Origin of the sequence: Enterobacter sp. JBIWA003 (assembly GCF_019968825.1) — a bacterium.
GTDB classification, from domain to species: domain Bacteria; phylum Pseudomonadota; class Gammaproteobacteria; order Enterobacterales; family Enterobacteriaceae; genus Enterobacter; species Enterobacter quasiroggenkampii.
The window spans coordinates 4037416-4058192 of sequence record NZ_CP074170.1 but is presented as its reverse complement, the minus strand read 5'-3'; the positions used below and the strand labels follow the sequence as shown (position 1 = coordinate 4058192).

Annotated in this window: 18 protein-coding genes; 13 read left to right on the top strand and 5 right to left on the bottom strand. The window is 56.5% G+C overall.

Annotation, left to right across the window (positions count from 1 at the left end; genetic code table 11):
- Positions 1 to 23: 23 nt before the first annotated feature.
- Positions 24 to 1286: a diaminopimelate decarboxylase gene (gene lysA / locus KGP25_RS19530; protein WP_045909895.1), complete on the top strand. Its 1263-nt coding sequence runs from the start codon at positions 24 to 26 to the stop codon at positions 1284 to 1286.
- On the opposite strand, the gene KGP25_RS19525 is transcribed toward lysA, so the two are convergent.
- Entirely contained in the window at positions 1256 to 2293 is a 1038-nt protein-coding gene (locus KGP25_RS19525) for a LacI family DNA-binding transcriptional regulator (protein ID WP_045909894.1), read from the bottom strand. The two genes, lysA and KGP25_RS19525, sit on opposite strands and share 31 nt — an antisense overlap.
- A 220-nt stretch (positions 2294 to 2513) precedes the next feature.
- Here KGP25_RS19525 and KGP25_RS19520 point away from each other — a divergent pair, with 220 nt between their 5' ends.
- Entirely contained in the window at positions 2514 to 2999 is a 486-nt protein-coding gene (locus tag KGP25_RS19520) for a GNAT family N-acetyltransferase (RefSeq protein WP_223539515.1), read from the top strand.
- Here the strand turns inward: KGP25_RS19520 and galR are convergent.
- Positions 2960 to 3976, bottom strand: a complete 1017-nt coding sequence (gene galR, locus KGP25_RS19515; protein ID WP_021242019.1) for an HTH-type transcriptional regulator GalR — start codon at positions 3974 to 3976, stop codon at positions 2960 to 2962. The two genes, KGP25_RS19520 and galR, sit on opposite strands and share 40 nt — an antisense overlap.
- Positions 3977 to 4401: 425 nt before the next feature.
- Here galR and aas point away from each other — a divergent pair, with 425 nt between their 5' ends.
- Positions 4402 to 6561 (top strand): bifunctional acyl-ACP--phospholipid O-acyltransferase/long-chain-fatty-acid--ACP ligase, encoded by a 2160-nt coding sequence (gene aas, locus KGP25_RS19510; RefSeq protein ID WP_223539514.1) that lies wholly within the window; start codon positions 4402 to 4404, stop codon positions 6559 to 6561.
- Complete coding sequence (lplT, locus tag KGP25_RS19505; RefSeq protein WP_223539513.1) at positions 6554 to 7747, top strand: lysophospholipid transporter LplT; 1194 nt, start codon at positions 6554 to 6556, stop codon at positions 7745 to 7747. Before aas ends, lplT begins: the two co-directional genes overlap by 8 nt.
- 92 nt (positions 7748 to 7839) lie before the next feature.
- Here the strand turns inward: lplT and KGP25_RS19500 are convergent, their stop codons facing one another.
- The 3 genes from KGP25_RS19500 to mutH all read right to left on the bottom strand — a co-directional run bounded on the left by KGP25_RS19500 (position 7840) and on the right by mutH (position 10051).
- Positions 7840 to 8880, bottom strand: coding sequence for an NADP(H)-dependent aldo-keto reductase (locus KGP25_RS19500; RefSeq protein WP_023309049.1), 1041 nt, complete (start codon positions 8878 to 8880; stop codon positions 7840 to 7842).
- A gap of 131 nt (positions 8881 to 9011) precedes the next feature.
- Positions 9012 to 9230 carry a YgdI/YgdR family lipoprotein gene (locus KGP25_RS19495; RefSeq protein ID WP_008499668.1) on the bottom strand — a complete coding sequence of 73 codons (219 nt, stop codon included), beginning with the start codon at positions 9228 to 9230 and terminating at the stop codon, positions 9012 to 9014.
- Positions 9231 to 9358: 128 nt separating this feature from the next.
- Positions 9359 to 10051, bottom strand: a complete 693-nt coding sequence (gene mutH / locus KGP25_RS19490) for a DNA mismatch repair endonuclease MutH (RefSeq protein ID WP_045909890.1) — start codon at positions 10049 to 10051, stop codon at positions 9359 to 9361.
- Positions 10052 to 10734: 683 nt separating this feature from the next.
- Here mutH and rppH point away from each other — a divergent pair.
- From rppH to recC, 9 genes are all read left to right on the top strand, one after another.
- The gene (gene rppH / locus KGP25_RS19485; RefSeq protein ID WP_013098553.1) at positions 10735 to 11265 is read left to right on the top strand and encodes an RNA pyrophosphohydrolase; all 531 of its coding nucleotides are present in this window, start codon (positions 10735 to 10737) and stop codon (positions 11263 to 11265) included.
- A 12-nt stretch (positions 11266 to 11277) separates the two neighbouring features.
- Positions 11278 to 13524 carry a phosphoenolpyruvate--protein phosphotransferase gene (ptsP, locus tag KGP25_RS19480; protein WP_032643187.1) on the top strand — a complete coding sequence of 749 codons (2247 nt, stop codon included), beginning with the start codon at positions 11278 to 11280 and terminating at the stop codon, positions 13522 to 13524.
- Positions 13525 to 13728: 204 nt separating this feature from the next.
- Positions 13729 to 14604 (top strand): prolipoprotein diacylglyceryl transferase, encoded by an 876-nt coding sequence (gene lgt / locus KGP25_RS19475; protein ID WP_048224706.1) that lies wholly within the window; start codon positions 13729 to 13731, stop codon positions 14602 to 14604.
- Positions 14605 to 14610: 6 nt separating this feature from the next.
- Positions 14611 to 15405, top strand: coding sequence for a thymidylate synthase (gene thyA, locus KGP25_RS19470; protein ID WP_223539512.1), 795 nt, complete (start codon positions 14611 to 14613; stop codon positions 15403 to 15405).
- Positions 15406 to 15589: 184 nt separating this feature from the next.
- Positions 15590 to 16051, top strand: coding sequence for a prepilin peptidase-dependent protein (locus KGP25_RS19465; RefSeq protein WP_111967523.1), 462 nt, complete (start codon positions 15590 to 15592; stop codon positions 16049 to 16051).
- Positions 16045 to 16605: a prepilin peptidase-dependent protein gene (locus KGP25_RS19460; RefSeq protein ID WP_111967512.1), complete on the top strand. Its 561-nt coding sequence runs from the start codon at positions 16045 to 16047 to the stop codon at positions 16603 to 16605. Before KGP25_RS19465 ends, KGP25_RS19460 begins: the two co-directional genes overlap by 7 nt.
- Entirely contained in the window at positions 16602 to 17003 is a 402-nt protein-coding gene (locus KGP25_RS19455; RefSeq protein ID WP_223539511.1) for a DUF2509 family protein, read from the top strand. The genes KGP25_RS19460 and KGP25_RS19455 overlap by 4 nt, the downstream gene beginning before the upstream one ends.
- A complete protein-coding gene (locus KGP25_RS19450) occupies positions 16988 to 17311 on the top strand; it encodes a prepilin-type N-terminal cleavage/methylation domain-containing protein (RefSeq protein WP_223539510.1) in 324 nt (107 codons plus the stop codon). Before KGP25_RS19455 ends, KGP25_RS19450 begins: the two co-directional genes overlap by 16 nt.
- Positions 17312 to 17323: 12 nt before the next feature.
- Complete coding sequence (gene recC, locus KGP25_RS19445; protein WP_223539509.1) at positions 17324 to 20698, top strand: exodeoxyribonuclease V subunit gamma; 3375 nt, start codon at positions 17324 to 17326, stop codon at positions 20696 to 20698.
- Positions 20699 to 20777: the final 79 nt, after the last annotated feature.

Genomic DNA, 20777 nt, shown 5'->3' with positions numbered 1-20777 from the left:
AACGCATTTATCCGGAGAAGACCATGCCACGCCCGCTGAACCAGACTGATACCGATTTGAACGCCGACAACCTGCTGCGCCTGCCTGCCGAGTTTGGCTGCCCGGTGTGGGTCTACGACGCGCAGATCGTCCGCGAGAAGATCGCCGCCCTGCATCAGTTCGACGTGGTGCGTTTTGCCCAGAAGGCCTGCTCCAATATTCATATTCTGCGCCTGATGCGCGAGCAGGGCGTGAAGGTGGACTCCGTTTCACTCGGCGAAATCGAGCGCGCGCTGGCGGCCGGATACGATCCGAAAGCCGACAGCGACGCGATCGTCTTTACCGCCGATGTGATCGACGATGCGACGCTGGCGCGCGTTCACGAGCTGCAGATCCCGGTGAATGCCGGTTCTGTGGATATGCTGGAACAGCTGGGTCAGGTTTCTCCCGGCCATCGCGTCTGGCTGCGCGTGAACCCGGGCTTTGGTCATGGCCACAGCCAAAAAACCAATACCGGCGGCGAAAACAGCAAGCACGGGATCTGGTATGCCGATATGCCTGCCGCGCTGGAGGTATTACAACGCTACAGCCTGAAGCTGGTGGGGATTCATATGCACATTGGCTCAGGGGTGGATTACGGCCACCTGGAGCAGGTGTGCGGCGCGATGGTGCGTCAGGTTGTCGACTTCGGTCAGGATCTGGAGGCGATCTCTGCGGGCGGCGGTCTCTCCATTCCTTATCGCGAAGGGGAAGAGGCGATCGATACCGATCACTATTACGGTCTGTGGAGCGCCGCGCGCGATCAAATCGCCGCGCATCTTGGCCACGCGGTAAAACTGGAAATTGAGCCGGGCCGTTTCCTGGTGGCAGAAGCCGGTGTGCTGGTTTCGCAGGTGCGCAGCGTGAAGGAGATGGGGTCTCGCCACTTCGTACTGATTGACGCGGGCTTTAACGACCTGATGCGTCCGTCCATGTACGGCAGCTATCACCACATTACCGCCCTGGCTGCCGACGGCCGCGATTTAACGCAGGCGCCGCGCGTTGAGACGGTCGTTGCGGGGCCGCTGTGCGAATCGGGTGACGTGTTTACCCAGCAGGAAGGCGGCAAAGTAGAAACCCGCGCGCTGCCAGAGGTCAAGCCGGGTGATTACCTTGTGCTGCACGACACCGGCGCGTACGGGGCGTCAATGTCCTCTAACTACAATAGCCGCCCGCTGCTGCCGGAAGTGCTGTTTGATAACGGCAAGGCGCGGCTGATCCGCCGTCGCCAGACCATTCAGGAACTGCTGGCTTTAGAACTCATCTGAGTAAAGTAGGGCCCGGTGGTGACCGAATCGCGTAAGACCAGCGTGCCGGTAAACGGCGGGATGGCATCGACCGGCTGGTTTCTTGCCAGCCGGATCGCCTGATCGATGGCGGTGACAATCATATTGTCGATGGGCAAATAAACCGATGAGAGCGCAGGCTCCAGCCATTTCGCGCTAGGGGCATCGTCAAAGCCGAACAGTGAAATATCCTGCGGGATTTTAAGCCCCGCCTGGTGCAACGCTTTGGACGCGCCCAGCGCCATGTCGTCGTTACAGGCAAACAGGGCGCTAAACGATACACCGTCGGCAATCAATTCCTTGCAAAGCTCATATCCCCCGGTCATTCCCGCATCGCCGTACTTTATCCGACGCTCGTCCAGACGGATGCCGTGCTTTTCCAGCGCCTTGCGATAGCCCATCAGCCTCGCTTTCCCGGTTGGGGTATGGATCGGGACGGTGATACAGGCGATCTCCCGATGCCCCTGTTCGATCAGATAATCCACAGCCTTAAATGCGGCATCCTGCTGTTCGAAGAACACGCAGCGATCCGGCGCCTGGCTCACTTCACGGTTAATGACCACCAGCGGTGTTTTTACCGAGTTCATCAGTTTGATGATCGCTTTTTCGCTCATATAGCGCGTATAAAGCACGATGGCATCGCACTGGCGATCGGCCAGCATCTGCACCGCCTGTTCTTCCTGTTCCGGCGCGTCGTGACCGTCGGTGACGATCAGCTGTTTCCCGTGGGTTTCAGTCTGCCGCGACGCCTGCTGGAGAAGGCGGCCAAAGTAAAAGCCGTCGAAGGTCGAGACGACCAGACCAATGCTGTTGCTGGTCTGGTTAGCCAGCGAGCGTGCGAGAAAGTTCGGCCGATAGCCCAGCTCTTCCATCGCAGCAAACACCTGCTGACGCGTACTCTCTTTAACCTGACCCGTGCCGTTCAGCACGCGCGATACCGTGGCCTTCGACACGCCCGCGCGCAGTGAGACATCCAGCATTGTTGCCATTCTACATTCCTGCTTCCACGTAATGATCTGCAGTTTAACACAGAGCTTACGCCGTATAAGCGATGCGGGAAGCGCAAAAATTCCGCCACGATCACGCTTTTTGGTAACGATTCGTCAGGCCTGCCTGAAGTCAAACTAAATAGTCTGGCTCTGGTAAAATAATCGCCAATCGAGCTGGAGACGTCAGGCCAGCCCATTAATGAGAATACGCAGGTGAAACGTGAAAAAGACAGTTATCCTCCCGCTCTACGATGCACCGCAGTATGCTGAGCAGGTTACCGACTGGATCTGGCAGGCCTTTGGCGAAGGGCTTCCCCGGGAATTTTTCCACAGTATTGTTGAGCACAGCCAGACGCCGGGGGCATTACCGCTGACGTTTATTGCCGTTGAGGACGAAAAGCTTCTTGGTACGGTGGGGCTCTGGCGCTGCGATTTGATCACCCGACAGGATCTCTGTCCGTGGCTGGCGGCGCTGTACGTTGACGACGCGGCGCGAGGCAAGGGGCTGGCGGGAGAACTTCAGCGGCATGTTATCGCTTACGCCGCGCAGTCCGGGTATGAGGAACTCCATCTCTGGTCTGCCTGCCGCGACTTCTACGAACGTTACGGCTGGCAGTATATTGGTGATGGGCTGGAGTACCCCAACACGCCGGTTCACCTCTACCGTTATTCGCTCTGCGCTTCCGCAGGCGACGCAACGGAGTGACGACGGACCAGCGTCGGGCTAAACAGATGCGTTATTTCCGGCGGCTGACGCTGTTCAGCCAGCGCGAGTGCCAGCTCGGCGGCCTGCGTTGCCATGGTGATGATTGGGTAGCGCACGGTGGTCAGCCGCGGGCGAACGTAGCGGGAGACCAGCACGTCGTCGAAGCCAATCAGTGAAATTTCGGCCGGTACCTCAATCCCGTTGTCATTCAACACCCCCATCGCCCCTGCGGCCATGGAGTCGTTATAGCTGGCAACCGCCGTGAAATTCCGTCCGCGACCCAGCAGCTCGGTCATGGCCTGTTCACCGCCGCTCTCGTCCGGTTCACCGTAGGCCACCAGACGGTCATTACACGGCAGCCCGTTTTCACGCAGGGCGTCGTAGTAGCCCTGCAGGCGATCCTCCGCATCGGAAATCGGGTGATTGGAACAGAGATAGCCAATTCGGGTATGGCCCTGCTGAATCAGATGCCGCGTGGCAAGCCAGGCGCCGTAGCGGTCGTCGAGGGCCACACAGCGTTTCTCAAAGCCGGGAATAATGCGGTTGATAATCACCATGCCCGGCATCTGCTTCATCAGATGAATCAGTTCGGCATCCGGGATCATTTTGGCGTGAACCACCAGCGCCGCGCAGCGGTGGCGGATCAGCTGTTCAATGGCCTGGCGTTCCTTTTGTTCGTTATGATAGCCATTGCCGATCAGCAAAAAATTGCCTGTCTGATAAGAAACCTGTTCAACCGCTTTCACCATGGCGCCGAAAAAGGGATCAGAAACATCGCCCACCACCAGACCAATCGTTTCTGTGGACTGCTGGGCGAGCGCGCGAGCGTTGGCATTGGGATGATAATTCAGGGATTCCATGGCGCTTTGTACCGCCTGACGTGATGCGTCACTGGCCTTTGGTGAATCATTAATCACGCGCGAGACGGTTGCCACCGACACGCCAGCCAGACGGGCCACATCCTTTATTGTCGCCATTCAATACCTTCTTATTGGGGGTAAGCGTTTACACACCAAATAGTGTTGCGGAAAAGCGGCGTGCATTCAAGGGGGGCGGATTTTCGCGCTCCACAAACGTGACGCAGCACACCCCTGGCGGTGTAATCGTTACACGCCCAGTCATGTCTGAAGAATGTGAATCTGAACCTTTAGTTACACTTTGCCTCAGGCTGTTGCGATTGTCCGATAGCAAGGGTGTTAAAGAGGTTGATACAGTTGAGATCCCAGAGGTATTGATTGGTGAGAATTCTTAGTACGGTTTCGTACTCATCTCTTGCACCAACCTGCGCGGATGCGCAGGTTTTTTTTCGCCTCCACTTTTGCTGTCGCTCCCTTACCACTTCTCGTGTAATCTGCCACCATTTACTATCGACCCTCCACACTGGCTGGCAAAGGGAGTTGAGATGCTATTTGGGTTCTTCCGTACGCTTTTCCGTATTCTGTTTCGCATCCGCATCACCGGCGATGCCCGGGCGCTTCGCGGCGAACGCGTTCTCATCACACCAAACCATGTTTCCTTTATAGACGGCATTCTGCTGGCGCTGTTTTTGCCCGTGCGCCCGGTGTTTGCGGTGTATACCTCCATCAGCCAGCAGTGGTACATGCGCTGGCTCACGCCGTTGATTGATTTTGTCCCGCTCGACCCGACAAAACCGATGATGATTAAACATCTGGTACGCCTGGTTGAGCAGGGGCGCCCGGTGGTCATTTTCCCGGAAGGGCGTATCTCCGTGACCGGTTCGCTGATGAAAATCTACGACGGCGCTGGGTTTGTCGCGGCGAAGTCAAAAGCGACCGTGGTGCCGCTGCGTATTGAAGGCGCGGAGCTGACCCATTTCAGCCGTCTCAAGGGGCTGGTGAAGCAGCGTCTGTTCCCCAAAATCACACTGCATATCCTGCCGCCAACGTCGTTACCGATGCCCGACGCGCCGCGTGCCCGCGATCGCCGTAAAATCGCCGGGGAAATGCTGCATCAGATTATGATGGAAGCGCGTATGGCCGTGCGCCCGCGCGAAACGCTGTACGAATCCCTGCTTTCCGCGCAGTACCGCTATGGCGCGAAGAAAAACTGCATCGAAGACATCAACTTTACCCCGGATACCTATCGCAAACTGCTGACCAAGACCCTGTTTGTGGGCCGTATTCTGGAGAAGTACAGCAAAAAGGGCGAAAAGATTGGCCTGATGCTGCCTAACGCGGGCATCAGCGCGGCGGTGATTTTCGGCGCGGTTTCCCGGGGCCGGATCCCGGCGATGATGAACTACACGGCGGGCGTGAAGGGGCTGACCAGCGCCATTGCTGCCGCTCAGATTAATACCGTCTTTACCTCCCGTCAGTTTCTGGACAAAGGCAAACTCTGGCACCTTCCCGAGCAGCTCACCCAGGTGCGCTGGGTCTTCCTGGAGGATCTGAAAGCGGACGTGACCACCGGCGACAAGCTGTGGATATTTGCGCATCTGCTGGTGCCGCGTCTGGCGCAAGTCAAACAGCAGCCGGAAGATGACGCCATTATCCTCTTCACGTCAGGCTCAGAGGGCAACCCGAAAGGCGTCGTCCACAGCCACAAGAGCATTCTGGCGAACGTTGAGCAGATTAAAAGCATCGCCGACTTTACCGCGAACGACCGCTTTATGTCGGCGCTGCCGCTGTTCCACTCCTTTGGCCTGACGGTGGGGCTGTTCACGCCGCTCCTGACCGGCGCAGAAGTGTTCCTCTACCCGAGCCCGCTGCATTACCGCATTGTGCCGGAGTTGGTGTATGACCGTAACTGTACCGTTCTGTTCGGGACCTCAACCTTCCTGGGGAACTATGCGCGCTTCGCCAATCCGTATGATTTTTATCGCGTGCGGTATGTGGTGGCTGGCGCGGAAAAACTGCAGGAGAGCACGCGCCAGATCTGGCAGGACAAGTTTGGCCTGCGCATTCTCGAAGGCTATGGCGTTACCGAGTGTGCGCCCGTGGTCTCGATTAACGTGCCGATGGCGGCGAAACCGGGCACGGTTGGCCGAATTCTGCCGGGGATGGACGCGCGTCTGCTGGCGGTGCCGGGCATTGAGGACGGTGGCCGCCTGCAGCTGAAAGGGCCAAACGTGATGAACGGGTATCTGCGCGTGGAAAATCCGGGCGTGCTGGAAGCGCCGACGGCGGAAAACGTCAACGGCGAGATTGAAACCGGCTGGTACGACACCGGCGATATCGTCCGTTTCGATGAGCAGGGCTTTGTACAGATTCAGGGACGCGCGAAACGCTTCGCCAAAATCGCCGGTGAAATGGTCTCTCTGGAAATGGTGGAGCAACTGGCGACGGCCGTGTCCGCGGATAAGATGCATGCGACGGTGGTGAAGAGCGATGCCAGCAAAGGCGAGGCGCTGGTGCTGTTTACGACCGACGGTGAGCTGAAGCGCGACAGGTTACTGAGCTATGCGCGTGAACACGGTATTCCTGAACTGGCCGTGCCGCGCGATATTCGCTACCTGAAACAGCTCCCGGTGCTGGGCAGTGGAAAACCCGATTTCGTGACCCTGAAAGGCATGGTTGAAGAGGCGGAGCAGCAAAATGCGTGAGTCAGTACACACTAACACATCCCTCAGGTCGAAAGGCATGATGGCCGTCATTGCCGCGCAGTTTCTCTCTGCGTTCGGCGATAACGCGCTGCTGTTTGCCACGCTGGCGCTGCTGAAAGCCGAGTTTTACCCCGACTGGAGTCAGCCGATCCTGCAGATGGTGTTTGTGGGCGCTTACATAATTTTTGCTCCGTTTGTGGGGCAGGTGGCGGACAGCTTCCCGAAAGGCCGGGTGATGATGTTTGCCAACGGCCTCAAGCTGCTGGGTGCCGCCAGCATTTGCTTTGGCTTCAATCCGTTTATTGGCTACACGCTGGTGGGCATTGGGGCCGCCGCCTACTCTCCGGCGAAGTACGGCATTCTCGGCGAGCTGACCACCGGGGATAAGCTGGTGAAAGCCAATGGTCTGATGGAGTCATCCACTATTGCCGCTATCCTGATTGGCTCCGTTGCGGGCGGCGTGCTGGCCGACTGGCATGTGCTGGCGGCACTGGGCGTGTGTGCGGTGGTGTATGGCGGGGCGGTCGTGGCGAACCTGTTTATTCCGAAGCTGCCTGCGGCTCGCCCGGGTCAATCCTGGCGATTTAAACCGATGACCGGCAGTTTCTTTACCGCCTGCCGCGTGCTGTGGCGTAACGGTGAAACGCGTTTCTCCCTGATGGGGACCAGCATGTTCTGGGGCGCGGGCGTCACGCTGCGCTTCTTGCTGGTTCTGTGGGTGCCGGTGGCGCTGGGCATTACTGATAATGCGACGCCAACCTATCTTAATGCGATGGTGGCCATCGGCATTGTGGTTGGGGCGGGCGCGGCGGCGAAGCTGGTCACGCTGGAGACGGTCGCACGCTGCATGCCTGCAGGGATCCTGATTGGCGTCGTGGTGCTTATCTTCTCGCTGCAGCATGCGTTATTGCCCGCGTATGCCCTCCTCATCCTGATTGGTATTCTGGGGGGCTTCTTCGTGGTGCCGCTGAATGCGTTACTGCAGGAGCGGGGCAAGCAGACCGTCGGGGCAGGCAATGCCATTGCGGTACAAAACCTGGGTGAAAACCTGGCGATGCTGTTAATGCTGGGGCTTTACTCGCTGGCGGTAAAAGTGGGTGTGCCGGTGGTCGGGATTGGCGTCGCGTTTGGCGGGCTGTTTGCGATTGCGATTGCTGCATTATCGCTCTGGCAACGTCGCCGTTGATATCTGGCCGGGTGGCGGCTTCGCCTTACCCGGCCTGGGTTTGAGCACCTGTAGGCCCGGTAAGCGTAGCGCCACCGGGCAAAAGCGTCAGGCTATGGTGCAGGATAAGTATAAACCTGATGCACTGCTTCAATCTCCGCTAACACCTCTTCACTCAGGTTCAGGTGGAAACTCTCAATATTGGTTTTCAGCTGTTCCATCGTGGTTGCGCCCAGCAGGGTACTGGCAACAAACGGCTGACGACGCACGAAGGCCAGCGCCATCTGCGCAGGGTCAAGACCGTGACGCTTCGCGATATCCACATAAGCGGCAACGGCTTTCTGCGTCTGCTCGCCGCTGTAGCGGGTAAAGCGGCTAAAGAGGGTGTTACGCGCCCCGGCCGGTTTCGCGCCGTTCAGGTATTTCCCCGTCAGGGTGCCGAAGCCGAGACAGGAGTAAGCAAGCAGTTCCACTTCTTCATACTGCGTCACTTCGGCCAGACCCACTTCATAGCTGCGGTTAAGCAGGCTGTACGGGTTCTGAATAGTCACGATACGCGGCAGATCGTGCTTATCCGCCAGGTGCAGATAGCGCATGACCCCAAAGGCCGTTTCGTTAGACACGCCAATGTAGCGGATTTTTCCCGCACGCTGGCATTCGGTCAGCGCTTCCAGTGTTTCCAGCAGCGTCACCGCGGGGGCGCTCTCATTCCAGCTGTACCCGAGCTTGCCAAAGCAGTTGGTTGGCCGCTGCGGCCAGTGTACCTGGTACAGGTCGAGATAGTCGGTTTGCAGGCGCTTGAGGCTGGCGTCCAGCGCGGCGCGGATATTTTTGCGATCGAGGATCTGGTTCGGGCGGATCCCGGTATCGTTGTTGCGCGCGGGGCCGCTGACTTTGGAGGCAATCACCAGCTTTTCACGGTTGCCGCGTTTTGCCAGCCAGTTACCGACGTAGGTTTCGGTCAGTCCCTGCGTCTCAGGGCGTGGCGGAACAGGGTACATCTCTGCGACATCAATCAGGTTAATGCCCTGGCTGACGGCATAATCGAGTTGTGCATGGGCATCGGCTTCGCTGTTTTGTTCACCAAATGTCATCGTGCCCAACCCCAGTTGGCTAATTTCCAGAGCGCTGTGGGGGATACGGTGATAATGCATAGCCGGCTTCCTCAGTAGACATATAAACCGCGTCAGGGCGTACCCGACAAAGGAATATAAACATGGCAGAGGGGAAGCAAAAGGGGAAGAAAAAAATCAAAAAGGCCAGCAAGCGACTGACCTCTCTCTGATTATCGCTCGATAATTTGCGATACTTCGTCGCGATTGATCTGCATTTTATTGCCTTCCTGGTCGCGGTAGCTGACCAGACCGGTATCATCGTCGACTTCGGGTTTACCGTCGGTCAGGATCATTCGACCATCTTTTGTCGCCATGACGTAATCGCTACTACAGCCCGATACGGCAAACGCTAAACCGACTGCTGACACTAATACTGCCCATTTTTTCATCGTTATCGTCCTCATCTGGCTTGTATCAAATCATAATCTAGTATTAACCCGATATGGCGAGTTGAGGAAGCGGTAAAATCTTAAAAAGCAGTCGATTATGTTTGAGAGCTCTCAAAATAAGTAAAAAACTATGTTTTCAACAGGAAATGACGTGCGAGTAGTGCGCCGGTGAAATTCTTTTTGAGATAAAAACCGCGCGGCAACGTCAGTATCGGCTCACCCTGCGCGCCGATTGCCTCGGTAAGGGCTTTACTGTTGGCGGCTTTTGGGCGCAGCTGTAACACTTCTCCGTGTCGGGCGGTGATGCGCTCAACCTGCCCAAGAACAATCATGTCCATCAGCTCCTCCCAGTCCAGACGCAGCTGATGCTCCTCATTCTCGTCCGGGCTCCAGAGCAGCGGCGCGCCAACGCGACGGTCGGCCAGGGGAATCTGACGTTCACCCTCAACCGGTACCCATAATACGCGCTTCAGCTTGTGACGAACGTGGCTGGTTTCCCACGTTACGCCGGTATTGCCGGTTAATGGCGCAACGCAGACAAAGGTGGTCTCAAGCGGCTTGCCCTGGCGGTCAACAGGAATGGTTTTTAGCTCCACGCCAAGGGCTGCAAAATCTTGCTCAGGTTTGCTCCCTGCGCTGGCACCCAGCCACAGCTCCAGCAGCATGCCGATCCAGCCTTTATCCCGTTTCAGATCCTTCGGGATCGGCAGCCCGGCCATTGCTGCCAGCTCGCCAAGCGAAAAACCGGCCAGACGCTGTGCCTGCAGTAGCAACTGGCTCTCGCTGGACGGTGGTGAGCCCAAGGGTGTAAGCGGATGCATGACGGTAACCTTTTGATTAAAAAATAAACGAAGAAATTGTCCCCTGTGGATAGAGTTTAACTTTTTCTGTACCAATATGACATCTCTATGATTTATAGGTTTTTTTATTGGTCTGAAATCGTTTCGCCTGGGTGGAAAAAGCGGTTGTTCAAATCTGGTCACTGACAATGAACAGGATCTTACACCATGTTATCCACAGAAAAATGGGATAACTGGGCATAACCCTGACTACTGTTTCCATTTACAGCCTTGACGTGCGATGAAAATCGAATTTTCACACAAATTGTGACTAACTTATTGGCACAATCTGTGGATAAAACCGACGCTGTTCGATCTTTCATCAGCACGACGATCCCTGGTGTGACGATCGTCACGCTATTCAGTTTTTTGTTTACGTAAATGCATCTAACTCTATGAATATAATCATTTTAATGAATGCGAGCAAAAGAGGGTGTGCGGCGGTTGTTGAGGTTGTTCATCGGTAATCAGACACTTCTTCACAACTATATCCACAGAAAAGGTGAATAAAATTCCCTTCGCTGTCGCTCATCTGTTTATAACTCAGCACTTATTTGTGAGTTATTCAATTGTTATTAGGTTGCAGGCCTGTAAGAGAGTGGTTTACCGCCTCCCTGTAGTGTGAAACAATCATTCATATATAAGGTTTAGTTTGGGGTAGTCCGGTGATTGATGACGATGGCTACCGCCCGAACGTAGGAATAGTAATTTGTAATCGTCAGGGCCAGGTGATGTGGGCCCGTCGATATGGTCAACACTCCTGGCAGTTCCCGCAAGGCGGGATCAATCCAGGAGAGTCCCCAGAACAAGCGATGTACCGGGAGCTTTTTGAAGAGGTCGGTTTGAGCCGAAAAGATGTTCGCATCCTGGCTTCGACCCGCAACTGGTTGCGTTACAAGTTACCGAAACGTTTGGTGCGTTGGGACACAAAGCCGGTTTGTATCGGCCAGAAACAGAAGTGGTTTCTGTTGCAGTTGGTGGGCAACGATTCAGACATCAATATGCAAACCAGCAGTACGCCGGAGTTTGATGGCTGGCGCTGGGTGAGCTATTGGTATCCTGTTCGTCAGGTCGTGTCATTTAAGCGTGATGTTTACCGTAGGGTGATGAAAGAGTTTGCAAGTGTGGTGATGCAGCTTCAGGAGATCCCGCCTAAGCCGCAGAGCGCACCTGCCTGGCGACGTAAAAGAGGTTAAGCTACGCAAATCATGCTCACCCGCTTGCGAGAAATAGTCGAGAAGGTGGCCAGCGCGCCGCGTCTGAACGAGGCGTTGAATATTCTGGTCACCGACATCTGTCTTGCGATGGAGACCGAGGTCTGTTCGGTGTATCTGGCCGACCACGATCGGCGCTGCTATTACCTGATGGCGACCCGTGGTTTGAAAAAACCACGTGGACGCACCGTTACGCTCGCATTTGATGAAGGTATCGTGGGTCTGGTTGGGCGACTGGCTGAACCCATTAACCTTGCTGACGCGCAAAAACACCCCAGCTTTAAATACATCCCCTCCGTAAAAGAAGAGCGCTTCCGCGCTTTCCTTGGCGTGCCGATTATCCAGCGTCGCCAGTTGCTCGGCGTGCTGGTTGTCCAGCAGCGTGAGCTACGTCAGTACGACGAAAGCGAGGAGTCTTTCCTCGTCACGCTGGCCACGCAGATGGCGGCGATCCTCTCTCAGTCTCAGCTTGCCGCGCTCTTTGGTCAGTATCGCCATACGCGCATTCGTGCCCTTCCGGCATCGCCAGGTGTGGCGATCGCTGAAGGCTGGATGGACGCCACGCTGCCGTTAATGGAGCAGGTTTACGAAGCCTCAACGCTTGATGAAGCGCTTGAGCGCGAGCGTCTCACCGCCGCGCTGGAAGAGGCGGCGAATGAATTTCGTCGTTACAGCAAGCGTTTTGCCGCAGGCGCGCAAAAAGAGACGGCGGCCATCTTCGACCTCTATTCGCACCTGCTTTCCGATGCGCGTCTGCGTCGTGAGCTTTTTGCGGAAGTGGATAAAGGCTCGGTCGCAGAGTGGGCGGTTAAGAAGGTCATCGAAAAATTTGCCGACCAGTTTGCGGCGCTGACCGACGGTTACCTGAAAGAGCGGGCAGGGGATCTGCGCGCTCTGGGGCAGCGCCTGCTGTTCCATCTTGATGACACCATTCAGGGCCCGAATGCCTGGCCAAAACGGTTTGTTCTGGTCGCCGACGAACTTTCGGCAACGACGCTGGCTGAACTGCCGCAGGACAGGCTGGCCGGTGTGGTGGTGCGCGATGGTGCCGCCAACTCACACGCCGCTATTATGGTGCGCGCGCTGGGCATCCCTACCGTTATGGGGGCGGACATTCAGCCGTCGGTGCTGCACCGACGTACGCTGGTGGTCGACGGCTATCGCGGTGAGCTGCTGGTCGATCCTGAGCCGGTTCTGCTCCAGGAATACCAGCGTCTTATCAGCGAAGAGAATGAATTAAGCAAGCTGGCGGAAGATGACGTTAACCTGCCCGCCCAGCTTAAGAGCGGTGAGCGGATCAAAGTCATGCTCAACGCCGGTTTAAGCCCCGAGCACGAAGAGAAGCTGGGCAGCCGCATCGACGGGATTGGCCTGTACCGTACTGAAATCCCGTTCATGCTGCAGAGCGGTTTCCCCTCTGAAGAGGAGCAGGTGGCGCAGTATCAGGGCATGCTGCAGATGTTTAACGACAAACCAGTCACCCTGCGAACCCTGGACGTCGGGGCGGATAAACAGCTGCCCTATATGCCGATCAGCGAAGAAAACCCGTGCCTGGGCTGGCGTGGGATCCGCATTACGCTCGATCAGCCGGAGATCTTCCTGATCCAGGTGCGCGCGATGCTGCGCGCTAACGCGGCGACGGGCAATCTCAGCATCCTGCTGCCGATGGTCACCAGCATCGATGAGATCGACGAGTCCCGGCGACTGATCGAACGTGCTGGCCGTGAAGTGGAAGAGATGATCGGCTATGCGATCCCGAAACCGCGGATTGGGGTCATGCTTGAAGTGCCTTCGATGGTCTTTATGCTGCCGCAACTGGCAAACCGCGTTGATTTTATCTCGGTCGGCACCAACGACCTGACGCAATATATTCTGGCCGTCGACCGTAACAATACCCGCGTCGCCAGTATCTACGATAGCCTGCATCCGGCGATTATTCGCGCCTTAGCGATGATTGCCCGAGAAGCGGAGCAGTACGGCATTGATTTACGCCTGTGTGGTGAAATGGCCGGGGATTCCATGTGCGTTGCGATCCTGATTGGTCTGGGATACCGCCATCTGTCGATGAACGGTCGCGCTGTTGCTCGCGTGAAATACCTGTTGCGGCATATCGACATCGATGATGCCCGCGAGCTGGCAGAACGCAGCCTTGAGGCGCAGCTGGCAGCGGAGGTCCGTCATCAGGTCGCGGCGTTTATGGAACGACGCGGTATGGGCGGTCTGATCCGCGGCGGCCGCTAAAGCCTTTCTCCCTCTCCCACAGGGAGAGGGGCGAGGTGAGGGCACAAGCGCGCATAAAACCCTATACACATCTTTTACATCTCTGGCGCATCCTCCGCGCCCGCCTTATGCTATGATTCGCAACTTTGGAGCCTCTGCTTACGGCAGAATCGCATTTCTACCGCTGTCCACTTTCAGCGGAATAACAACATCTTGTGGTGACAGATGAACAGTGGTTATCTGCATTTTCCGGAATTTGATCCGGTCATTTTCTCAGTAGGACCTGTTTCGCTTCACTGGTACGGTCTGATGTACCTGGTGGGCTTCATTTTTGCCATGTGGCTCGCGGGTCGTCGCGCCAGCCGTCCTGGCAGCGGCTGGACTAAAAACGAAGTTGAAAACCTGCTGTATGCGGGCTTCCTCGGCGTGTTCCTCGGTGGCCGTATTGGGTACGTATTGTTCTATAACTTCCCGGTATTCCTGAACGATCCGCTCTATCTGTTCCGCGTCTGGGACGGCGGCATGTCCTTCCACGGCGGTCTGATTGGGGTGATCCTGGTGATGGTGATTTTTGCCAAACGCACCAAACGCAACTTCTTCCAGGTGTCCGATTTTATCGCGCCGCTGATCCCGTTTGGTCTCGGGGCGGGCCGTCTGGGCAACTTCATCAACGGTGAGCTGTGGGGCCGCGTCGACCCGAGCGTTTCCTTTACCATGCTGTTCCCGGGCTCGCGCGCGGAAGACATGGCGCTGCTGCCGTCGCATCCTGAGTGGCAGTCCATTTTCGATACCTACGGCGTGCTGCCGCGCCATATGTCTCAGCTGTACGAGCTGGCGCTGGAAGGCGTGGTGCTGTTTATCATCCTCAACCTGTTTATCCGCAAACCGCGCCCGATGGGGGCTGTCTCCGGCCTGTTCCTGATTGGCTACGGTGCATTCCGCATCATCGTCGAATTCTTCCGCCAGCCGGACGCACAGTTTACCGGCGAGTGGGTACAGTACATCAGCATGGGGCAGATCCTCTCCATTCCGATGATTGTCGCGGGTGCCATTATGATGATTTGGGCGTATCGTCGTCGTCCACAGCAACAGATTTCCTGAGGAACCATGAAACAGTATCTTGAACTGATGAAAAAAGTGCTCGATGAGGGCACGCCGAAAAACGACCGCACCGGTACCGGTACGCTCTCCATTTTTGGCCACCAGATGCGCTTCAATCTGCAGGAAGGCTTCCCGCTGGTGACGACAAAGCGCTGCCATCTGCGCTCGATCATTCATGAACTGCTCTGGTTCCTGCAAGGCGATACTAACGTTGCGTATCTGCACGAAAATAACGTCTCAATCTGGGACGAATGGGCAGATGAAAACGGCAATCTGGGCCCGGTTTACGGCAAGCAGTGGCGCGTATGGCCCACGCCTGATGGCCGCCATATTGACCAGATCACCACCGTGATGAACCAGCTGAAAAACGATCCGGACTCGCGCCGCATCATCGTTTCCGCCTGGAACGTCGGCGAGCTGGATAAAATGGCGCTGGCACCGTGCCACGCGTTCTTCCAGTTCTATGTGGCGGATGGAAAACTCTCCTGCCAGCTCTATCAGCGCTCCTGTGACGTGTTCCTCGGCTTGCCGTTTAATATTGCCAGCTATGCGCTGTTAGTTCACATGATGGCGCAGCAGTGCGACCTGGAAGTGGGCGATTTCGTCTGGACCGGTGGGGATACCCATCTCTACAGCAACCATATGGAACAGACGCATCTCCAGCTGACCCGCGAACCGCGTGCGCTGCCGAAGCTGATTATCAAACGCAAACCGGCATCAATATTCGATTACCGCTTTGATGATTTCGAGATTGAGGGCTACGACCCGCACCCGGGCATCAAAGCGCCCGTCGCGATCTGATGCGATAAAGCCTGACACAACCGGTGCTGTTTAGCGCCGGTTTTTTTTCGCCTTTCTCCCGTTTCCCGAAGCGCTATCCAGAAAGCGTGCAACGCGCTGCAACTCTCCCACTTCTCCGGATGACGTCTCGTAAAACGAGGATCCGATGCTCGTCATGTCCACGGCGCTTCGCCACACTCCCGGTATGAAAAAAGAGAACGGTTTTACGCTTATCGAAACGCTGGTCGCCGTTTCGCTTGTCGTCATCCTTAGCGCCTCCGGTCTGTACGGCTGGGACAGCTGGCAACGGCAGCAGCGGCTGTGGCAAACCGCCAGCCAGGTGCGAGATTACCTGCTGTTTCTGCGCAACCATGCCAACCGCCACAACCGCGACCATCAAATTACCCGTCAGCGGATGGGGGACCGGGACTGTCTGGCGAGCTCTGCCGTGCAAGGCTGTGAAAAGGACAGTCCCTTTGTGCTGATTCCACTCTGGCCTGAGGTCACGATCGGTGAGGTCACGCCGTCCCTCGGGTTCTACGGATTACGGGATACGGCATGGGCGGGGCGGATAAGCGTTCAAAGCCGTGCTGGAGAATGGTTGATTATTGTCTCAAATGGAGGACGCATCAGGATGTGTCAGGTCTCTGAGGGAGGTTCATGTTGATGAGGCAGTGCGGTTTCTCACTGACAGAAGTGTTGATTGCCACGGCGATGAGCAGCCTTTTGCTGATAAGCGCATCGCGTTTTTTACCCGGGCTACAGCGGGCCGTACTACTGCAATCTGGCCAGCGAGAGCTGGAAGAAGAGGTCTGGCAACACCTGTTCGCCCTCGGCAAGCAGCTTCAGCGTGCGGGATACTGCGCGGGAAATTGCCAGGGACAGGCGCTGGCGATCGGCAGGCAGGGGAGCTGCATCATTGTGCGATGGGATGCCAACAGTAACGGTCGCTGGGATAGCAGCGCATCAGAAAATGACAGCACCGGTTTTCGTCTGGAATCGGGGGCACTGGAAACCCTGCGTGGCGCGACGTCGTGTGAAGGAAAAGGGTGGGAAAAGCTCACGGACCCGGACAGGCTTGCGATCGCGTATTTTGTCGTGAGGAAAGTGGAACATGCCGGTTTTGCGCCAGAGGTAAATATCGAACTGGCCGCGAGACGTAAAGGCGATAAAGGAGAACCCTGGCAGGCGTTGTATACGGTCACGGGGTATAACCTGTGAGCCGTCAACGCGGGATATCTTCGCTGGCGCTGGTTCTGCTTTTACTGGTGCTCGGTACCCTGATCCTGACGGGGCTAAACCAGCAGGTCACAACGTTCAGTGCGCTCGTTGGCGGTGAGAGCCGCTCGCTTCAGCAGCAGGCGACGGTACAGTCCGCGCTTGAGTGGGGACGTGTTCAGCGCTGGGCACCAGAGCTACAAATCCAGTGCAAAACGACATCGACATGGCGAGTGTGTTTGCGTCAACTGAGTGAGGCGCGTGTACTACTGATAGCCAGCGGCAACGACCTGCTGCTCTGGCGCGCAGGAGAGATCGTCGACGGGAACGTTCGCTTTTCGCCTCACGGCTGGAGCGATTTTTGTCCCCTTAAGGAGAGCGCGTTATGTCAGTTGCCGTGAGCAGAGAAAAAGGGTTTAGCATGGTTGAGGTCCTGCTGGCGATGATGCTGCTGGTGGTGGTCGTGACCGCACTGTCGGGGTATCACCGGGCGCTGGCGGCGCGGTTCACCGCATTTAACCAGTATCGCCAGCTCTGGCACCATGCCTGGAACCAGTCTCAGCTCTCAACAAATGTTCTTCCTGCAGGCTGGCAGGCCCGTCGGGGGCAGACAACGCTCGCAGGATGTGTCAGCATCACGGTTACACTTATTTCTCCTCTGGGGCGGCGCGGTGAGTTAACGCGTCTGCATTGCCCGGTTAGCCAGTAGTCGGGAGCGTCTATGTTAAGGGTCTACCACTCAAATCGTCTGGATGTGCTGGAAGCACTGATGGAGTTTATCGTTGAGCGCGAGCGGCTTGACGATCCTTTTGAGCCTGAAATGGTGCTGGTGCAGAGCACCGGTATGGCACAGTGGCTGCAAATGTCGCTTTCCCGCAAGTTTGGTATTGCCGCGAATATTGATTTTCCGCTGCCGGCGAGCTTCATCTGGGAGATGTTTGTCCGCGTGTTGCCGGATATCCCGGAGCAGAGCGCGTTCAACAAGCAGGCCATGAGCTGGAAGCTGATGGCGCTGCTGCCGGAAATGCTGCAGCACGATGAATTTGCCATGCTGCGTCACTACCTCAATGACGATACCGACAAGCGCAAGCTGTTCCAGCTGGCGTCGCGCACCGCCGATCTCTACGACCAATACCTTGTTTATCGCTCTGACTGGTTAATTCGTTGGGAAGCGGGCGAGTTGGTTGAAGGCCTGCCGGAGGCGCAAATATGGCAGGCCCCGCTGTGGAAAGCCCTGGTAGAGCATACGGAGAAACTGGGCCAGCCTAAGTGGCACCGTGCCAATCTCTACGATCGGTTTATCTCGATACTTGAAAATGCGTCGGAGCGCCCGGCCCGACTGCCGTCACGCGTATTTATCTGCGGAATATCCGCATTACCCCCTGTCTATCTGAAAGCGTTGAATGCGCTGGGTAAACATATTGATATCCATATTTTGTTTACCAACCCTTGCCGACAGTACTGGGGGGATATCCTCGACGAACGCTGGCTGGCACGGCTGGTGACCCGCCAACGAAAACGCCTTTTTGAAGAACGATCCATCCCGCTGTTTAAAGACGGCTCGACGGCCGGGCAGCTTTTCGATGAAGACGGTATTCAGAACCTGCCCAATCCGCTGCTTGCCTCATGGGGAAAGCTGGGGCGTGACTACATTCACATGCTTTCAGACATCACTTCCTCAGGTGAAGGTGACGTGGATGCCTTTGTTGAGATCGCCCCGGACAGCCTGCTGCATAATATCCAGTTAGATATTCTGGATCTGGAAAACCGTGCCGTCATGGGTGTGACGGCGAACGAGTTCGAACGCAGCGACAATAAGCGAAAACTGGATCCTGACGATCGCAGCATCACGATCCACGTTTGCCACAGCCCGCAGCGTGAGGTCGAAGTGCTTCACGACCAGCTGCTGGCGATGCTGCAGGAAGATCCCGACCTGACGCCACGCGATATCGTAGTGATGGTGGCGGATATCGACAGCTACAGTCCCTTTATTCAGGCCGTTTTTGGCAGCGCGACGGGCGAGCGATACCTGCCTTACGCGATATCTGACCGTCGTGCCCGCCAGTCGCATCCGGTATTGCAGGCGTTTATCACTCTCCTGTCACTGCCGGATAGCCGGTTTATCTCCGAAGATGTCCTGGCGTTGCTGGATGTTCCCGTGCTGGCTGCACGCTTCAACATCAATGAAGAGGGGCTGCGCTACCTTCGTCAGTGGGTTAACGAGTCTGGCGTACGATGGGGGATCGATGACGATAACGTTCAGGAATTCGAGCTTCCCCCTACAGGGCAGCACACCTGGCGATTTGGCCTGACGCGTATGCTGTTGGGCTATGCCATGGAAAGCAGCCAGGGCGAGTGGAATGAGGTGCTGCCTTACGATGAGTCCAGCGGGTTAATTGCTGAGCTGGTGGGGCATTTAGCATCGCTATTAATGCAGCTTAACCGCTGGCGATATGCGCTGTTGCAGCCGCGTCCACTTGAAGAATGGCTCCCGGTCTGCAGGGCGTTACTCAATGATTTCTTCCTGCCGGACAATGACACCGAAGCGGCCATGGCGCTCATTGAAACCCAGTGGCAGGCTATCATCGACGAAGGCGTGAATTCCTACTACCACGAGGCCATCCCGCTCTCGCTGTTGCGGGATGAGCTGACGCAGCGGCTTGACCAGGAGCGAATTAGCCAGCGTTTCCTGGCGGGTCCTGTCAATATCTGCACCCTGATGCCCATGCGTTCTATCCCGTTTAGGGTGGTCTGCCTGCTTGGCATGAACGACGGTGTGTATCCGCGCGCGCTGCCGCCGCTGGGGTTCGACTTGATGAGCGCAAACCCAAAACGGGGCGATCGTAGCCGCCGTGATGATGACCGCTACCTCTTCCTGGAAGCGCTCATTTCCGCGCAGAGTAAGCTCTATATCAGCTATATCGGTCGTTCCATTCAGGACAACAGCGAGCGTTTCCCCTCCGTACTGGTGCAGGAGCTGGTGGACTATATCGGCCAGAGCCACTACCTACCGGGAGATGAGGAGCGCAACTGTGATGAGAGCGAGCAGAGGGTGAAAGCCCATATCACCTGTTTCCACAGCCGCATGCCGTTTGACCCGGTGAACTATATTGCCAGCGAGCGCCAGAGCTACGCCCTTGAGTGGTTGCCGGCGGCGAAAAAGGAGGGGAATGCGCATACCGATTTCATTCAGGAACTTGACCCGCGCCCTATCGACACTCTGACCTTCGAGCAGCTTCAGCGGTTTTGGGCGCATCCGGTGCGCGCCTTTTTCCAGCAACGACTGCAGGTCAACTTCCGCTCTGAAGAGAGCGAAATTCCTGAGGCAGAGCCGTTTACGCTGGAAGGTCTGGAGCGCTATCAGTTAAATCTGCAGCTGCTGAATGCGCTGGTTGAAGAGGAGGATGCCGACAAACTTTACCGCCGCTACCGTGCTGCAGGGCAACTGCCTTACGGAGCGTTTGGGGAGATCGTCTGGGAGGCGCAGTGTCAGGAGATGACCGCCCTGGCAGAGCGCGTACGAGCGTGCCGACAGCCAGGGAAAAGTATTGAAATCGATCTCAACTGCAACGGGGTACAGCTCACGGGCTGGTTAACCCAGGTTCAGCCGGATGGGCTGCTGCGCTGGCGGCCCTCTATACTCAGCGTTTCCCAGGGTTTGCAACTCTGGCTCGAACATCTTGTCTACAGTGCGGGAGGGCATAAAGGTGAAAGCCGGATTTTCGTGCGCAAAGAGGGCGAGTGGCGCTTCCCGCCGATGGAAGCCGAGCAGGCGTTAGGGTATCTCTCTTTGTACATTGAGGGCTACCGCCAGGGAATGAACAAACCGCTCCTGTTACTGCCGGAAAGTGGCGGCGCCTGGATAAAAGCCTGTTATGACGCGCAGAATGATGCGATGTTAACGGATGAGGCTTCGCTGCAGAAAGCACGCAGCAAATTTATGCAGGCCTACGAAGGAAACATGATGGTGCGGGGCGAAGGGGATGATGTCTGGTATCAGCGTTTGTGGCGAACGCTCGAGCCAGAATACCTGGAGGCTATCACGGAAGAGGCGCAGCGCTACCTGCTGCCGTTGTTTAAATTTAATCAGTCCTGAGCGCTGTATAAAAATTGCGCAGATAAGGGTGTTCATTTATGATGCATTTCTTATCACGGACTGATGTACCCAAAGAAAG

Excerpts from the sequence above, each read along its gene's own strand:
- galR (WP_021242019.1), bottom strand. The coding sequence starts at position 3,976 with ATGGCGACAATAAAGGATGTGGCCCGTCTGGCTGGCGTGTCGGTGGCA.
- lysA (WP_045909895.1), top strand. The coding sequence starts at position 24 with ATGCCACGCCCGCTGAACCAGACTGATACCGATTTGAACGCCGACAAC.
- mutH (WP_045909890.1), bottom strand. The coding sequence starts at position 10,051 with ATGCATCCGCTTACACCCTTGGGCTCACCACCGTCCAGCGAGAGCCAG.
- KGP25_RS19500 (WP_023309049.1), bottom strand. The coding sequence starts at position 8,880 with ATGCATTATCACCGTATCCCCCACAGCGCTCTGGAAATTAGCCAACTG.
- recC (WP_223539509.1), top strand. The coding sequence starts at position 17,324 with ATGTTAAGGGTCTACCACTCAAATCGTCTGGATGTGCTGGAAGCACTG.
- lgt (WP_048224706.1), top strand. The coding sequence starts at position 13,729 with ATGAACAGTGGTTATCTGCATTTTCCGGAATTTGATCCGGTCATTTTC.
- thyA (WP_223539512.1), top strand. The coding sequence starts at position 14,611 with ATGAAACAGTATCTTGAACTGATGAAAAAAGTGCTCGATGAGGGCACG.
- KGP25_RS19465 (WP_111967523.1), top strand. The coding sequence starts at position 15,590 with ATGAAAAAAGAGAACGGTTTTACGCTTATCGAAACGCTGGTCGCCGTT.
- lplT (WP_223539513.1), top strand. The coding sequence starts at position 6,554 with ATGCGTGAGTCAGTACACACTAACACATCCCTCAGGTCGAAAGGCATG.
- KGP25_RS19460 (WP_111967512.1), top strand. The coding sequence starts at position 16,045 with ATGTTGATGAGGCAGTGCGGTTTCTCACTGACAGAAGTGTTGATTGCC.
- KGP25_RS19495 (WP_008499668.1), bottom strand. The coding sequence starts at position 9,230 with ATGAAAAAATGGGCAGTATTAGTGTCAGCAGTCGGTTTAGCGTTTGCC.
- KGP25_RS19525 (WP_045909894.1), bottom strand. The coding sequence starts at position 2,293 with ATGGCAACAATGCTGGATGTCTCACTGCGCGCGGGCGTGTCGAAGGCC.
- ptsP (WP_032643187.1), top strand. The coding sequence starts at position 11,278 with ATGCTCACCCGCTTGCGAGAAATAGTCGAGAAGGTGGCCAGCGCGCCG.
- KGP25_RS19450 (WP_223539510.1), top strand. The coding sequence starts at position 16,988 with ATGTCAGTTGCCGTGAGCAGAGAAAAAGGGTTTAGCATGGTTGAGGTC.
- aas (WP_223539514.1), top strand. The coding sequence starts at position 4,402 with ATGCTATTTGGGTTCTTCCGTACGCTTTTCCGTATTCTGTTTCGCATC.